We start from the raw sequence: 14,386 nt of genomic DNA, 5'->3' as shown, positions 1-14,386 counted from the left end.
GTGACACCTGGGTTGTCGGCTGCGTGAGCTGGTTTCAGGAAGGGGAACGAGCATGGCGGCCATGAAGCCGCGGACGGGCGACGGCCCGCTCGAGGTGACCAAGGAGGGGCGGGGCATCGTCATGCGCGTTCCGCTCGAAGGCGGCGGTCGACTCGTCGTCGAGCTGACTCCCGACGAGGCCAAGGCTTTGAGCGAGGCCCTGGAGAAGGTCACCGTCTGACAGGGCAGCCTCCCTGATGCTGCGGTTTCCCGGGAGTGATGACCCCTGGACCCCCAGCCGAATACCCGGGCCCCGGTGGGCGCCGCGCGCACGCGCGACGCCCACCGGGGCCGTGTTCGTTCCCGGGCGGCCGGTCCGCGCACGCGGCGGCCCTTCCGCCCGTACAGTGGTCCCGTCGTACCTCGCTCCGGCGGACACCCCGCGCGCCGCGGTCCGCTCAGCCGCGCTTGACGGCGCACAGCAGGCCGTCGCCCACCGGCAGCAGGGACGAGACCAGCGCGTCCGTCTCGCGGAGGGTGCGCAGCAGCTCCCGCAGGCGCAGCACCTCGGCGGGCTGGGCCGCCGAGTCGACCGTACGGCCGTCGGCGAAGACGCCCTCGAAGCAGACCAGGCCGCCGGGGCGCAGCAGCCGCAACGATTCAGCGAGATAGTCCAGGCACTCCATGCGGTCGCCGTCGCAGAAGACGAGGTCGTAGCCGCCGTCGGCGAGCCGGGGCAGGACGTCCAGGGCGCGGCCGGGGATGAAGCGCGCGCGGTTGCCGGCGAAGCCCGCCTCCCGGAACGCCTGCTTCGCGAACTGCTGCCGCTCCGGTTCCAGGTCGACCGTCGTCAGGACGCCGTCCGGACGCATGCCGTGCAGGAGGTAGATGCCCGACACTCCCGTGCCGGTGCCGATCTCGGCGACCGCCTTGGCGTCGGCCGTCGCGGCGAGCAGGCGCAGCGCGGTGCCGGTGCCGGTGGACACCGCGCGGATGCCCGCCTCCCGCGCCCGCTCACGGGACCAGTGCAGGGCGGCGTCGGCCTCGTCGTCGATGGTCCCGGCGCCGTACGCCTCGGCGAATGCCAAGCTCGTCTGCCGGTTGCCGGTAATGGCCCTCTCCTGTCCCCGTAGTTGACGCAACCGTGACTGTATCCGCTGCGTGCGGGAACCCGCAGATGGGACCGGGCGTTGAAGCACAGCAGGGGGGATGCATCGGTGAAGACCCGGCGAGAAGTGCGGGATGACGCGAGGCCAGGCCAAAAGCAGGTCAAATCTGCTTATCCGGAGCTAACGGGAGAGGTGGATATGGTAGGGGCTCTACTGGACACCACCAGAGCCACCAGGGGAGGTGCGGCTGCGACGGGTGACCGATGGGCGCGCAGGCGCCTCAGGCGGTCGGCCGCCGAGCCGAAATCCGTGACAGACACCGCTGACCGTTCCCGCTCCCACGGCCTCAAGGGTAGGGGAGGGGCCTTCGACACCGCTACGACAGCGACGTTCGCCGCCGAAGCGGATGCGCAGGTCTGGACCCCGCCGAGCTGGGAGGAGATCGTCAGCACCCACAGCGCGCGGGTCTACCGCCTCGCCTACCGCCTCACCGGCAACCAGCACGACGCCGAGGACCTGACGCAGGAGGTGTTCGTCCGCGTCTTCCGCTCGCTGTCGACGTACACCCCCGGCACCTTCGAGGGCTGGCTGCACCGCATCACGACCAACCTCTTCCTGGACATGGTCCGCCGCCGCCAGCGCATCCGCTTCGACGCGCTCGGTGACGACGCGGCCGAGCGGCTCCCCAGCCGGGAGCCCTCCCCGCAGCAGCATTTCAACGACACCCACTTCGACGCCGACGTCCAGCAGGCGCTGGACACCCTCGCGCCCGAGTTCCGGGCCGCCGTGGTGCTCTGCGACATCGAGGGCCTGTCGTACGAGGAGATCGCCGCCACCCTCGGTGTGAAGCTCGGCACGGTCCGCAGCCGCATCCACCGCGGCCGCTCCCACCTGCGCAAGGCGCTCAAGCACCGCTCCCCGGCGGCGCGCGCCGAGGAGCGCGACCGGCGGCCGCTCACCTCGGTCGTCACAGGGGAGGTCGGAATCGCGTGAGCGGTACAGGCGGTCCGTCCCCCGCCGAGCATCATCTCGGCGACCGCCTCGCGGCTCTGGTCGACGGGGAGTTGGGGCATGACGCGCGCGAGCGGGTGCTCGCGCATCTCGCTACGTGTGGAAAGTGCAAGGCGGAGGCCGACGACCAGCGGCAGTTGAAGAACGTCTTCGCCGAGACGGCGCCCCCCGGTCCCTCCGAGGGGCTACTGGCGCGTCTCCAGGGGCTGCCGGGAGGTGATGCCGACGGCTCCGGAAGTCGGCTGGGCCCCGGGCGCTTCGGCAGCGGCGGCTTCGGCGGTGAGTTCACCGAGGGCGGCGAGTTCGAGGCGCGCGGCGGCTCGTTCCGGTACGCGCCGTCCGGCGGCCATGCCGTCGGCGCGGTGCCCCGCCAGCCGCGCTCGCGCGGCTTCCGTATCCACGAGCCGGCCCGGCCCGCGCCGCAGCGCCGCCGGTTCGCCTTCGCGGCGGCCGGCGCGGTCTCCCTGGCGGCGTTCGCGCTCGGCGGCACCCTGCCGCTGGAGGCGGCGGTGGACACCCCGAGTGGCCGCGGCGACGGTACGGGCAGCCAGATGACGCCGCTCAGCGCCACCCCGGGACCGCTCGGCCCGCCCGGCACGACCCGCGGCGAGGCCCTGCTGTACGCGACGAGCCACCCCTGGGCGCGCCCGCTCCCCGACGCGGACCCGACCCTGGAGCCGGCCCCCAGCTCGCTCGGCCTGACCGGCCCGTCGGCGCCGTCGGCCGCGCGCCCCGCGCCGACGCTGCCGCTGTCCGAGGTCGCGTTCCCGGCCGACGGCCGGTCCGCCCTGCCCGCGCTGACGCTCCGGACCGGTCAGCTCCTGCCGTACCACCCCGCGCCGGGCAGCGCCTCCGCCCCGCTCTCAGGCGCCCGTGTCGTCGGCCCGTACCTGCCCTCGGCGGACGCCGGACGCCCCCTGGCCGGGCCCGCCGTACCGTCCAACCCCGCCTCCCGGGAGGCGATGACCGCCCACCACCCCGCCCCGCGCTGACCGGGCTCTGCGCGCGGCCGCGCGAACCTGGTTGAATCGCCTTCCGGACGGTGTTTCCCCGTGGGGGCGCGCCGCCGGCGAGGTGGTGGTGCCCGCCTGACACAGCGGGCGGATCGGTGGGGAGAACATGGACGAGGGGACGGCCGCCGGGCCGAAGCGGAACTGGTGGAGCCGGTCGGGGCAGCAGCCCGCGGAGCCGTCGGCACAGGCGCCCGCCGCGCCCGGTCCCGCGGCACCCGACGCCGAAGGGGCCGCCGCCACCCGGGAATTCACGGCCCTGCCCGGGGAGGCCGGCGCCGCAGCGGGTACGTCACCGGACACCGGGCAGACGACGGGTTCCGGGCAGACGGCGGGCACCGGCGCGCCGCATGCCCCGAGCGGGCGCACTCCCGAACAGCAGACTTCCGCGCCGCATACCCCCGCGCCGCACGCCCCCGAACAGCAGGTCCCCGCACCCCCTGCCGCCCCTCCCGCCGCGCCGCCGCGGCAGCAGCCCCTGCATCCGCAGGACCCGTACGGCACGCCTCCGTACGGCGACCCGGGCCCCTGGGCCCCCGCGCCGCCGGTCCAGCGCCCGACGGCCACCCCGGCGCACGGCACGGGCGTCCCGCCGCAGGGCACGGGCCCCGTACCGCAGGCCACCGGCCCCGCACCGCAGAACGCGGCGCCGATGCCCGCCGGACAGCCGACGCCTCCAGGGCAGCCGACGCCCGCCGGGCAGCAGCCCGCGTACGGCACCGGCGCGCCCGTACCTCCGCCCCAGCAGCCGTTCCCGGCCCAGCCGCAGCCCCCCGCGGGCGCGCATCCGCACGAGGGCTCCGCCGCCCGTACGCCGATGCCGCAGGCCGAGCCGTCACCGGCAGCCGCCCAGCCGCCGCACCCCCAGCCGCCACAGGCGCACGACACGTCCGGCGGCGCCCCGCTCCCGCCCGAGGCGCACGGCGCGCCGCAGCCCCCGCACGCTCCGCAGTCCGGCCAGGGTGGCGCGGAGCAGCCGGTCGCGGCAGCGGGCGGACCGGCCCACCAGCCCCACCCGCAGAGCGAGCAGCAGGCCCACTGGCAGCAGTACGACCCCTGGCGGACGGCGCAGCACGGCGCGGCGATGCCCCTGGGCACCCCGCCCCCGCCGCCTCCGGCCCCCCGCCGCAACCGCCGCGGCACGCTGGCCGCGGGCGCGGTGATCCTGGCGCTGCTGGCCGGTGGCATCGGCGGCGGCGTCGGCGCGTACATCGAACGCAACGGCGGCCTCGGCAGCATCGAGCTGCCGCAGGACACCGGCGACCAGGGCGGCCGCAAGCCGGACAGCGTCGCCGGTATCGCGCAGACGGCGCTGCCCAGCGTGGTCACCCTGCACGTACGCGGCAACAGCGAGCAGGGCACCGGCACCGGCTTCGTCCTCGACACGCAGGGCCACATCCTCACCAACAACCATGTCGTCGAACCGGCCGGCACCGGCGGGGAGATATCGGTCTCCTTCAGCGGCGGCCAGACGGCCAAGGCCAAGGTCATCGGCCGGGACGGCGGCTACGACCTGGCCGTCGTACAGGTCCAGGGCGTCTCCGGGCTGCGCCCGCTGGCGCTCGGCGACTCCGACTCGGTACGGGTCGGCGACCCGGTCGTGGCGATCGGCGCCCCGTACGACCTCGCCAACACCGTCACCGCGGGCATCATCAGCGCCAAGCAGCGGCCCATCACGGCGGGCGGCAAGAAGGGCGACGGCAGCGACATCTCGTACGTGGACGCCCTCCAGACCGACGCCCCGATCAACCCGGGCAACTCCGGCGGTCCGCTCGTCGACTCCCGGGCCCGGGTGATCGGCATCAACAGCGCCATCCGCGCGGCCGACAGCTCCGGCGGCGGCCTGGACGGCGGCGGCCAGGGCGGCAGCATCGGCCTGGGCTTCGCCATACCGATCAACCAGGGCAAGTGGGTGGCCGAGCAACTGATCAACAAGGGCAAGGTCCTGCACCCGGTGATCGGCGTCACGCTGGAGATGGAGTACGCGGGCGACGGCGCGCGGGTCAGTTCCAAGAGCAAGGACGGCGGCGTCCCGGTCACGCCCGGCGGACCGGGGGCCAAGGCGGGCATCAAGCCGCGGGACGTGATCACCAAGGTCGACGGGCAGCCCGTGCACAGCGGCGAGGAGCTGATCATCAAGATCCGCAGCCACCGGCCGGGCGACCGGCTGACGCTGACCCTGCGGCGTGACGGCAAGGAGCAGACCGCCCCGCTGACCCTCGGCGCGGCCGGCCAGGAGTAGCGGCACCGGGAGCGTTTGCACGGTGTTGGGACGGGCGACTCCCGCCGGATGCCATGGGCCAGGTACCGTGATAGGCGGCCTGGCCCATAGGCCCGACACGTCCCCCTAGACCCGCCTAGGTCCTGGTAGGCCCCGGATGACCCAAGGAGCTGCAAGGTGTTCTTCGACATAGGACCCCTAGAGCTGGTCGCGCTCGTGATCCTTGCGGTACTGATCTTCGGGCCGGACAAGCTGCCCAAGGTGATCGCCGATGTCATGGGATTCGTGCGCAAGGTGCGGGCGTTCTCGGACAACGCCAAGGAGGACATCCGCAGCGAGCTGGGGCCGGAGTTCAAGGACTTCGAGTTCGAGGACCTGAAGCCGCGGAACTTCGTCCGCAAGCACGTGCTGGAGAACGACCAGTACGGCCTCCAGGAGATCCGTAACGGCTTCGACCTGAAGAAGGAGATGGCCGAGGTCACGGACGCCGTGCACGGCGTCGACAGCGCCTCCGCCGCCGACCCCGGGCCCACGTCCCGGGTGAACTTCTCCAAGGAGTCCCCGGCCGCCGGGAGCGGTTCCGGCGGCGGGTCCGCCGCGCCGGACATGTTCACCAAGGGCGCGAGGCCGGCCCGGAACGAGCGCCCTCCGTTCGATCCCGATGCCACCTGACTCGTCTTATGCAAGCCTTATGCCCGCTGGTGCCGAACGGGTTGACTATGCTCCCGGTGTCCGGGGTGAGGTCGCCTGAGGGGGGCGGGCCGCCCACGACGCAGGGCAACTAGGAGGCTCCGCGCAGATGGAGACGACGGGTCGGGCAGGAGTTCAGGCGGTCGCCGCCGACACCGGACGGAAGGTCGACGGCTATCTGTCGGCCGCGTTCCCGTGGTACGGACTCGACGACGCGTTCACCGGTCCCCGCTGGCTGCTGCAGGTCGGCGCGGCCGCGGACGGCACGGTCGAGCACGGCGCGACCGGCCACGGCCAGCAGCCCACCATAAAGGTGGAGAGCACACCGGACTCGGAGCGTTTCGCGGTCGTGGTGACCGTCGCCAGCCGCCCCGTGCGGCGCAGCGCCGACGGCACGGGGGTCCTGGACGCCACCTCCACGGCCACCGCGGCCTGGCTCGCCGGCTCGGGCCTGCTGTCCCGCACCTGGCCGACGCAGATGGACCGCACGCTCCGCCAGGACTGGCTCGACCAGCAGACGATGCTCGCCTGGGAACTGGCGGACGACCTCGGCGGCGAGGGCTGGAGCGCGCTGACGCTGCCGGTGGACGGCGTACCGACGCCGTTCCGCTACCGGGAGTCGGAGTACGGCTGGGTGCTGGCCGGGTCGGCGGGCGAGGGCCCGGAGGGCGTGCACATCGGGGCGTACGGGCGCGGCATGAGCGCGTACGGGCTGGGCTTCGCGGTGGTCAAGGACATCGCCGCGTACGAGAGCGGCGACAGCGGCACGCGGACGGCGGCCACCGGCGACGCGCGGGCGGACGACGTGCCCGCGGAAGGCGTGGCGGCGGACTGAGCCGAGCGCGGGCGGGCCTACGGGCCCGGTCCGGCGCCGTGTCCGCCGTACGGGCGCGATCCGGCACACGCCCGCCACACGGGCCCGGCCTGGTGTCACGCCCGCCGCACGACGACGAAGGGGCGAGCCCGACGGGCCCGCCCCTCCGCTTGTCCCGGCCGCCGTCCCCGGCCGCCGGGCGCCTCAGAACTTGTTGCGCGGGGTGATCCCCAGCGACATGCCCGACAGGCCGCGCTGGCGGCCGCCCAGCTTGCCCGCGATGGCACGGATGGCCGCGCCGGCCGGGGACTCCGGGTCGGTCAGCACGACGGGCTTGCCCTCGTCGCCGCCCTCCCGCAGCCGTACGTCGATCGGGATGGCGCCCAGCACCGGCACCTGCGTGCCGGTCGTCTTCGTCAGGCCCTCGGCGACCCGCTCGCCGCCGCCGGTACCGAACACGTCCACCATCTCGTCGCAGTGCGGGCAGGGCAGCCCGGACATGTTCTCCACCACGCCGACGATCTTCTGGTGGGTCTGTACGGCGATCGAGCCGGCCCGCTCGGCGACCTCCGCCGCGGCCTGCTGCGGGGTCGTGACGACCAGGATCTCCGCGTTCGGGACCAACTGCGCCACCGAGATGGCGATGTCGCCGGTGCCCGGGGGCAGGTCGAGCAGCAGGACGTCCAGGTCGCCCCAGTACACGTCGGCCAGGAACTGCTGGAGCGCGCGGTGCAGCATCGGGCCGCGCCAGACCACCGGGGCGTTGCCCGGGGTGAACATGCCGATGGAGATCACCTTCACGCCGTTGGCCGACGGCGGCATGATCATGTTCTCGACCTGGGTGGGACGGCCGTCCGCGCCCAGCATCCGGGGCACCGAGTGGCCGTAGATGTCGGCGTCCACCACGCCGACCTTCAGGCCGTCGGCCGCCATCGCCGCGGCCAGGTTGACCGTCACCGACGACTTGCCGACGCCGCCCTTGCCGGAGGCGACCGCGTAGACCCGGGTCAGCGACCCCGGCTTGGCGAACGGCACCTCGCGCTCGGCGGTGCCGCCGCGCAGCGACGACGCCAGCTCCTTGCGCTGCTCGTCGCTCATCACGTCCAGGTCGACCGAGACACCGGTGACGCCCTCGACCCGGCCCACCGCCTCACGCACGTTCGAGGTGATCGTCTCGCGCATCGGGCAGCCGGCGACCGTCAGGTAGACCGCCACCGCCACCGCGCCGTCCGCCGCGATCTCCACCGATTTGACCATGCCCAGTTCGGTGATGGGGCGGTGGATCTCGGGGTCGTTCACCGTGGCGAGCGCGGCGTGGACCGCGTCCTCGCTGGGCGCTGCGCCTTGGGGCGTGTCGGTAGCCATGCCCCAAGGGTACGGGGACGGTGGGGGCCTCCGGAAAGGCTGGTGGGCGGTCGTGTTCGTCACTCCGGGCAGCCGCTCCGCCCCCGACCCCGTTCGGTTTCTCCGCCCCGGCGCCCGCGCTACTCCCGGCGCCGGCTCTCCTGCTCGCTCTCCGCGTCCACCATCTGACGCAGCTCCAGCTCCTTCAGCAGGTCCTGGAGTTCGGAGCGGATCCAGTCACGGGTGGCCACCTCTCCCAGGCCCAGCCGCAGCGCCGCCACCTCCCGGGTCAGGTACTCGGTGTCGGCGATGGCCCGCTCGTTCTGCTTGCGGTCCTGCTCGCGGGTGACCCGGTCCCGGTCGTCCTGCCGGTTCTGCGCCAGCAGGATCAGCGGCGCGGCGTAGGACGCCTGGAGCGAGAGCATCAGGGTCAGGAAGATGAACGGGTAGTTGTCGAAGCGCAGATGTCCGGGCGCGGCGACGTTCCAGATGATCCACACCACGATGATCACCGTCATCCAGACGATGAACCGGCCGGTCCCCAGGAAGCGGGCGATCTTCTCCGACAGCCGCCCGAACGCCTCCGGGTCGTACTCCGGCAGCAGGCTGCGCCGGGGCGCGCGCGGCTGGTCCAGGCGCGCGCGGGGGCGCCTGCCGCCCGCTCCGGGCCCCGGCGCCGCACTCAGCGCCCGCGCACGCTCCTTGACACCGTCCCGTTCCTCAGCGCCCATCGTCCGGCTCTCCCTCCCGGTCCGCTGCCGCGCCCGGCGGCCCGTGCATCTCCGCCTCCCGCCAGTCGTCGGGCAGCAGGTGGTCCAGTACGTCGTCGACGGTCACCGCGCCCAGCAGGGAGCCGCTCTCGTCCACGACCGGCGCCGCCACCATGTTGTACGTCGCCAGGTAGCTGGTCACCTCGTTCAGCGGGGTGCCCGGCGGCAGCGGCGGCAGATCGGTGTCCGCGACGGAACTGACGAGCGTGAACGGCGGGTCGCGCAGCAGCCGCTGGAAGTGCACCAGCCCCAGGTACTTGCCGGTCGGCGTCTCGTCCGGCGGCCGGCACACGTACACCTGCGCCGCCAGCGACGGCGACAGGTCGGGGTCGCGCACCCGGGCCAGCGCGTCCGCGATCGTCGCGTCCGGCCGCAGCACGATCGGCTCGGTCGTCATCAGACCGCCCGCGGTGCGCTCCTCGTACGCCATCAGACGCCGGACGTCCGCCGCGTCGTCCGGCCGCATCAGACCGAGCAACCGTTCCTTCTCGTCCTCCGGCAGCTCGGAGAGCAGGTCGGCGGCGTCGTCCGGGTCCATCGCCTCCAGGACGTCGGCGGCCCGCTCCTCCTGGAGCTTGCCCATGATCTCGACGCGGTCGTCCTCCGGCAGCTCCTCCAGGACGTCCGCCAGCCGGTCGTCGTCCAGCGCGGCGGCGACCTCGCCGCGCCGCTTCGGCGTCAGGTGGTGCAGCGCGCTGGCCAGGTCCGCCGGGCGCAACTGCTCGAAGGTGGCGAGCAGGTTCTCCGCGCCCTGCCCGTGCTCCTCCAGCGAGAACCCGGTCACCGCCGACCACTCGACCGTCAGCGTCTCTCCCTTGCGGCGCAGCGCCCCGCCCTTGCCCTTCCGTACGAAGACCTTGTCGATCTCCCAGTCCCGGCGGGCCGGCAGTTGGCTGATGCCGATGTCCAGGACGGTGACCTCCTCGCCGGTCTCCACCAGGCTCACCCGGCGGTCCAGCAGCTCACCGAGGACCAGGGTCTCCGACGCGCGCTGCTCGAAGCGCCGCATGTTCACCACGCCGGTGGTGATGACCTGGCCGGACTCCACCCCCGTCACCCGGGTCATCGGCAGGAAGATCCGGCGGCGGCTGACGACCTCGACGACCAGCCCCAGCAGCCGCGGCGGCCGGCCGCCCACCCGCAACATCGCGACCAGGTCCCGGACCCGGCCGACCTGGTCGCCGTTGGGGTCGAAGACGGCGATGCCCGCGAGATGGGAGACGAACACCCGAGGGGTGACCACCGCCATGCCGAGTGCCTCCGCTTCCGTTCCGCTGCGCCGTAGCGGGCCGCCACGCCGTTCGCGCGGCCGCGCCCCCTCTTCCCTGGCGTTACGTGTTGCCGCTGCTCCGCAGGTGAAGCCCCTCAGGCGGGCTTGATCCGAAATCAGGCTAACGTGCACCACCCGGTGCCGCCCCGGCGGGAAGGGCCGTACGGTGTCCACCGCGCACTCCGCCGTACGACGTGCCTGGGCCCGGGTACGCTGCCGTACTGCCGTCGAGGTCATCCGTATCAGGAGGCAGAACCGTCGTGACCGCTTTCCCCTCGGCAGGCCCCGCCGGGACCTGCTCCCGCCGGCCGGCCGCACCCCACCGCAGGCGCGGGGCGACGCTGACGGCGGCGGTGTGCGCGGTGCTCGCCGGGGTGCTCGCGGGGTGCGCGGCGGAGGACCCGGACGCCGGGACCAACGGGGTCGGCAGACTGCCCGCCGACAAGATCCAGGCCAGGGCGCAGACGGCCGCCCACGGTGCCGGAACGGTACGGCTCTCCGGCAACCTCGTCAGCCAGGGCCGCACCTACAAGCTGGACATGCGGCTCGGCCCCCAGGGCGCCCGGGGCGAACTCGCCACCAAGGCGGCCACCTTCCAGTTGCTGCGGGTCGACGGCGCGCTCTACCTCAAGGCGGACGCCGGGTTCTGGGCCCGCGAGAAGAACGCCGACCCGTCGAAGAACGACGGGACGTCCGTCGCCAAGCTCGTCGGCAAGTACGTGAAGGTGCCGTCCTCGGACCCCGTCTACAAGCGTTTCAGCGGCTTCACGGACAAGGACGTCCTGCTCGGCAGTCTCCTCGGCCTGCACGGCAAGCTCACCACCGGCGACCGCGGCACCCTCGACGGCACCCGCACCATCCGCATCGCCGCCGGCCAGGGCGCGGGCGGCACCCTCGACGTCTCCCTGGAGGGCGAGCCCTATCCGCTCCGCCTGCGGCGCGCGGGCGACGCGGGCGAGGTACGCCTGACCGACTGGGGCAAGCCGGTGCAGATCCAGGCGCCGGCGGACAGCCAGGTCATCGACTACGGCAAGTCGATCACGCTGGGCGACTGAACGCAGCAACCCCAGTGCCATAGTCGCTCTATACTGCAGCTATGGCAACGACGACGATTCAGGTCCTGCGAGAGACCCGCGATCACCTTGCCGAGCTGGCCAGAGAGCGCGGTGTGAGCATCGGCCAGTTGGTCGAAGCGCTTGCCGCAGAGCAGCCGACGGCAGCGCAGCGGGCCGAGCGGCTGGCCGCCGACCGGGAAGCCGTACGCCGCATGATGGGAGTGCACATCCGCGACGAAGAGTTCGAGCAAGCCCCCGACGTGCTCGGCAACATCTACAAGATCGCTGCCGAGAAGGTCCGGGCGGCCAAGGGTGCCGCAGCGTGATCATCCTGGACACCAGCGCCGTCACGGCGCTCGCCGGCGGCCACAAGACGCTGAACCTCCTGGCCGGCAACATGGCGAAGACGCCCGGCGAACACCTGAGCATCCCCGCTCTCTGCCTCACTCAGGCCGAAGCCGGTGAAGAGAACCTCGCGCAGCGCGTTCTGGTCCTTTCCTCAGTTGTCGTCGACAGCCTCGACACAATGGCCGCTGTCAGCGTCGGCACCATGATCCGCGACGGTTACGGCGGCCCGGACACCTGCCACGCGCTCTACTGCGCACTGCCACGCCCCGAGTTCACCGGCATGTCGATCCTGCTGACCGCCGACGAGAACGCCTATCCGCCCGGCGTGGTCACCGTCGACATCGACTCACCTGGGATACTCGGCTTCTCCTGACGGGCGGTCGGCTCAGGCCGGAGTGGCGGTGAGGCGGGGCGCCCAGGTGTGCCGCGCGCCTGGCGTCCGCCTTCCGGACCGGCAGCGCCCGTCCGTCCCGTATGCAGAGGAGGCCATGGAAGCGGCCGCCCCCTCAGCGCCCCCGCCGCTTCCCCCGCAGCAGCCTGGGCAGCGCCGCCGGGATGGGCTCGCGGGTCGTGACCGGGGTGGGGAGGGGGCGGGCGGCCTGGGAGGTGTCGCCGAAGTCTGTGGTGGCCGATGCGTCCGTGACCGGTTCCAGGCGCAGGACGCGGCACTCGCGGGCCCAGCGGCGCGGCATCGTCTCCGCGTCCGGCGCGTTGAGCCGCTTGCCCTTGAGGTCGTCCACGGCGGCCTGCCACGCCTCGCTGTCCGGCGCCAGCTCGGTGACCCGGGCCTGCCAGCCGACCAGCCGGCCGCCCTTGTCCTTGCTGCGCAGGGTGACGGTCGCGGTGCCGCCGTCGGTCAGGCCGAGGTCGTGCAGCGGCTGCTCGTCGGACGGGTCGGCCACCCCGTCCGTACGGCCGGAGCCCGCTCCGACGACGCACGCGGCGCCGTCGTGCCAGACGTGCCACAGGGCCCGCGCCGGGCCGGTGGCGCCCCGTACCCAGATGAGGCCGGACTTCTTCGTGGCCTCTTCGATGAGCGCGCGGTCCAGCAGCGCCTGCGACACGGTCTCCGTCATGGGAGCAGCCTAATGGGCGGCGGGCCTGCCGCCGGGTGGCGGGCGGGGCGCCCGGACCGTACCGCCGTAAAGGCCGTCCGTACCGCCGCCGGAGCCGTCCGTACCGCCGTCAGAGCCACCCGTTGCGCTTGAAGCCGCGGTGGATGCCGAAGCAGATGCCGACCGTGACGACCAGGACGAGCGGGTAGCCGTACTTCCACTTCAGCTCGGGCATGTACTCGAAGTTCATGCCGTAGATCCCGGCGATCATCGTCGGTACGGCGAAGATCGCCGCCCAGGAGGTGATCTTGCGCATGTCCTCGTTCTGGGCCACCGTCGCCTGCGCCAGGTTGGCCTGGAGGATCGAGTTCAGCAGGTCGTCGAAGGAGAGCACCTGCTCGTTGACCCGGGCCAGGTGGTCGGCCACGTCCCGGAAGTACTTCTGGATGTCGCAGTCGACCAGCCGCATCGGCCGCTCGCTCAGCACCTGCATCGGCCGCAGCAGCGGCGACACGGCCCGCTTGAACTCCAGTACCTCGCGCTTGAGTTGGTAGATCCGCCCGGCGGCGTCACCGCCGCCCTTCGCCGCGCTCCGGCCGGCGCCCGTGTGCTTGCCGTCCGAGCCGGAGCTGAAGACGTCGATCTCCACCTCGTCGATGTCGTCCTGCATCGCGCCGGCCACCGCGATGTAGCCGTCCACGACCTGGTCGGCGATGGCGTGCAGCACCGCGGACGGGCCCTTGCCGAGCAGCTCGGGGTCGTCCTGGAGGCGGTGGCGCAGCGCGCGCAGCGAGCCCTGGCCGCCGTGCCGCACGGTCACGATGAAGTCCCGGCCGGTGAAGCACATCACCTCGCCGGTCTCGACCACCTCGCTGGTGGCAGTCAGCTCCGCGTGCTCGACGTAGTGGACCGTCTTGAAGACCGTGAACAGGGTGTCGTCGTACCGCTCCAGCTTGGGTCGCTGGTGGGCGTGGACCGCGTCCTCCACGGCCAGCGGGTGCAGCCCGAACTCCCGTGCGATCTCGGCGAATTCCGCCTCGGTGGGCTCGTGCAGCCCGATCCAGGTGAAGCCCCCGTCGCTGCGTACGCCCGCGATCGCCTGGGACGGCGTGACGTGGTCGCTGACGCGCCGGCCGTCACGGTAGACGCCGCAGTCCACGATGGCGCTGTTGGTGTGGGCCTTGCCGTGGTCGTTCTCGTACTTGTACGGGGAGTCCTCACGCCGACGGGCGGGGCGGACGGCGGCACGCAGGTCGCGGATCATCGACATGGGCAGGCTCCTTCACGGGCCGGCCGCCAGCCGCGGGCGCGCGGCGTAACGCTGCCCGGAACGAGGACGTACAAGACGGCGCTGGCCGTACGTCCGCAAAGCGGGCGGCGCTCCGTGCGCAGGTCTGACGGCAGTTCGCAGAAAACACGGAAACGAGAGTCGAAGGCGCTCTTCCGTCATCTACTTCAGGCGCAAAGGCACTTCGCGGGTTTCACCGCGTGCGGCAGGGGTACGGAAGCCCCTGGATCAAGAAAGCCGCTGGGCGCGCTGGGGGATGACAGGAGAACTGTCGGTACTGCACGGTCGACTTGGATCCACCGCAGCCCCACCTCCTCCGGCCGGTCCCCGCTGGGGGACGAACGTCATTCCCTGACCAGACGGCAAGGCTATCAGCCGTCAGAACCGATCCGGCGCGCCTTTGCCCGTTCCATACGAACGGC

The 14,386-nt window shown here is 72.9% G+C and carries 15 protein-coding genes; 9 read left to right on the top strand and 6 right to left on the bottom strand.

What is annotated here, in order from left to right; all coding sequences use genetic code 11:
• Window positions 1-52 precede the first annotated feature (52 nt).
• Window positions 53-220 carry a DUF3117 domain-containing protein gene (locus EJG53_RS14030; RefSeq protein ID WP_125045128.1) on the top strand — a complete coding sequence of 56 codons (168 nt, stop codon included), beginning with the start codon at window positions 53-55 and terminating at the stop codon, window positions 218-220.
• Between the two features lie 217 nt (window positions 221-437).
• Here EJG53_RS14030 and EJG53_RS14025 read toward each other — a convergent pair whose 3' ends face one another.
• Window positions 438-1,121, bottom strand: a complete 684-nt coding sequence (locus tag EJG53_RS14025; protein WP_030020299.1) for an O-methyltransferase — start codon at window positions 1,119-1,121, stop codon at window positions 438-440.
• Between the two features lie 165 nt (window positions 1,122-1,286).
• Between EJG53_RS14025 and sigE the strand changes: the two genes are divergently transcribed.
• The 5 genes from sigE (at window position 1,287) to EJG53_RS14000 (ending at window position 6,855) form a co-directional block, all read left to right on the top strand.
• On the top strand, window positions 1,287-2,081 hold the full coding sequence (gene sigE, locus EJG53_RS14020; RefSeq protein WP_244955621.1) for an RNA polymerase sigma factor SigE: 795 nt from the start codon (window positions 1,287-1,289) through the stop codon (window positions 2,079-2,081).
• Entirely contained in the window at window positions 2,078-3,091 is a 1,014-nt protein-coding gene (locus EJG53_RS14015; RefSeq protein ID WP_125045126.1) for a zf-HC2 domain-containing protein, read from the top strand. The genes sigE and EJG53_RS14015 overlap by 4 nt, the downstream gene beginning before the upstream one ends.
• A 127-nt stretch (window positions 3,092-3,218) precedes the next feature.
• Complete coding sequence (locus tag EJG53_RS14010; protein WP_125045125.1) at window positions 3,219-5,351, top strand: trypsin-like peptidase domain-containing protein; 2,133 nt, start codon at window positions 3,219-3,221, stop codon at window positions 5,349-5,351.
• A gap of 156 nt (window positions 5,352-5,507) precedes the next feature.
• Window positions 5,508-6,002 carry a sec-independent translocase gene (locus tag EJG53_RS14005; RefSeq protein WP_125045124.1) on the top strand — a complete coding sequence of 165 codons (495 nt, stop codon included), beginning with the start codon at window positions 5,508-5,510 and terminating at the stop codon, window positions 6,000-6,002.
• A 127-nt stretch (window positions 6,003-6,129) separates the two neighbouring features.
• A complete protein-coding gene (locus EJG53_RS14000; RefSeq protein WP_125045123.1) occupies window positions 6,130-6,855 on the top strand; it encodes a hypothetical protein in 726 nt (241 codons plus the stop codon).
• Window positions 6,856-7,038: 183 nt separating this feature from the next.
• Here EJG53_RS14000 and EJG53_RS13995 read toward each other — a convergent pair whose 3' ends face one another.
• From EJG53_RS13995 to EJG53_RS13985, 3 genes are all read right to left on the bottom strand, one after another.
• Window positions 7,039-8,199: an Mrp/NBP35 family ATP-binding protein gene (locus EJG53_RS13995; RefSeq protein ID WP_125045122.1), complete on the bottom strand. Its 1,161-nt coding sequence runs from the start codon at window positions 8,197-8,199 to the stop codon at window positions 7,039-7,041.
• A gap of 119 nt (window positions 8,200-8,318) precedes the next feature.
• Window positions 8,319-8,909 (bottom strand): DUF1003 domain-containing protein, encoded by a 591-nt coding sequence (locus EJG53_RS13990; protein WP_125045121.1) that lies wholly within the window; start codon window positions 8,907-8,909, stop codon window positions 8,319-8,321.
• Window positions 8,899-10,197 (bottom strand): magnesium transporter MgtE N-terminal domain-containing protein, encoded by a 1,299-nt coding sequence (locus EJG53_RS13985; protein WP_125045120.1) that lies wholly within the window; start codon window positions 10,195-10,197, stop codon window positions 8,899-8,901. Before EJG53_RS13985 ends, EJG53_RS13990 begins: the two co-directional genes overlap by 11 nt.
• A gap of 281 nt (window positions 10,198-10,478) precedes the next feature.
• Between EJG53_RS13985 and EJG53_RS13980 the strand changes: the two genes are divergently transcribed.
• The 3 genes from EJG53_RS13980 to EJG53_RS13970 are packed head-to-tail and all read left to right on the top strand — an operon-like array spanning window position 10,479 to window position 11,994.
• On the top strand, window positions 10,479-11,273 hold the full coding sequence (locus tag EJG53_RS13980) for a hypothetical protein (protein ID WP_371858681.1): 795 nt from the start codon (window positions 10,479-10,481) through the stop codon (window positions 11,271-11,273).
• Between the two features lie 41 nt (window positions 11,274-11,314).
• Entirely contained in the window at window positions 11,315-11,599 is a 285-nt protein-coding gene (locus EJG53_RS13975; protein WP_125045119.1) for a hypothetical protein, read from the top strand.
• Window positions 11,596-11,994: a hypothetical protein gene (locus tag EJG53_RS13970; RefSeq protein ID WP_125045118.1), complete on the top strand. Its 399-nt coding sequence runs from the start codon at window positions 11,596-11,598 to the stop codon at window positions 11,992-11,994. Before EJG53_RS13975 ends, EJG53_RS13970 begins: the two co-directional genes overlap by 4 nt.
• A 133-nt stretch (window positions 11,995-12,127) precedes the next feature.
• Here EJG53_RS13970 and EJG53_RS13965 read toward each other — a convergent pair whose 3' ends face one another.
• Window positions 12,128-12,697 (bottom strand): hypothetical protein, encoded by a 570-nt coding sequence (locus EJG53_RS13965; RefSeq protein ID WP_125045117.1) that lies wholly within the window; start codon window positions 12,695-12,697, stop codon window positions 12,128-12,130.
• Between the two features lie 109 nt (window positions 12,698-12,806).
• On the bottom strand, window positions 12,807-13,946 hold the full coding sequence (locus tag EJG53_RS13960) for a magnesium and cobalt transport protein CorA (protein ID WP_125045116.1): 1,140 nt from the start codon (window positions 13,944-13,946) through the stop codon (window positions 12,807-12,809).
• Window positions 13,947-14,386: the final 440 nt, after the last annotated feature.

The sequence above is a fragment of the Streptomyces chrestomyceticus JCM 4735 genome (genome assembly GCF_003865135.1).
In the GTDB taxonomy this organism is placed as follows: Bacteria; Actinomycetota; Actinomycetes; order Streptomycetales; family Streptomycetaceae; genus Streptomyces; species Streptomyces chrestomyceticus.
Note: the sequence above shows the minus strand (reverse complement) of the source record. Positions and strands in the feature narration are given on the sequence as shown.

Excerpts from the sequence above, each read along its gene's own strand:
- EJG53_RS14000 (WP_125045123.1), top strand. The coding sequence starts at position 6,130 with ATGGAGACGACGGGTCGGGCAGGAGTTCAGGCGGTCGCCGCCGACACC.
- EJG53_RS13965 (WP_125045117.1), bottom strand. The coding sequence starts at position 12,697 with ATGACGGAGACCGTGTCGCAGGCGCTGCTGGACCGCGCGCTCATCGAA.
- EJG53_RS13990 (WP_125045121.1), bottom strand. The coding sequence starts at position 8,909 with ATGGGCGCTGAGGAACGGGACGGTGTCAAGGAGCGTGCGCGGGCGCTG.
- EJG53_RS13975 (WP_125045119.1), top strand. The coding sequence starts at position 11,315 with ATGGCAACGACGACGATTCAGGTCCTGCGAGAGACCCGCGATCACCTT.
- EJG53_RS13995 (WP_125045122.1), bottom strand. The coding sequence starts at position 8,199 with ATGGCTACCGACACGCCCCAAGGCGCAGCGCCCAGCGAGGACGCGGTC.
- EJG53_RS13985 (WP_125045120.1), bottom strand. The coding sequence starts at position 10,197 with ATGGCGGTGGTCACCCCTCGGGTGTTCGTCTCCCATCTCGCGGGCATC.
- EJG53_RS13960 (WP_125045116.1), bottom strand. The coding sequence starts at position 13,946 with ATGTCGATGATCCGCGACCTGCGTGCCGCCGTCCGCCCCGCCCGTCGG.
- EJG53_RS14030 (WP_125045128.1), top strand. The coding sequence starts at position 53 with ATGGCGGCCATGAAGCCGCGGACGGGCGACGGCCCGCTCGAGGTGACC.
- sigE (WP_244955621.1), top strand. The coding sequence starts at position 1,287 with ATGGTAGGGGCTCTACTGGACACCACCAGAGCCACCAGGGGAGGTGCG.
- EJG53_RS14010 (WP_125045125.1), top strand. The coding sequence starts at position 3,219 with ATGGACGAGGGGACGGCCGCCGGGCCGAAGCGGAACTGGTGGAGCCGG.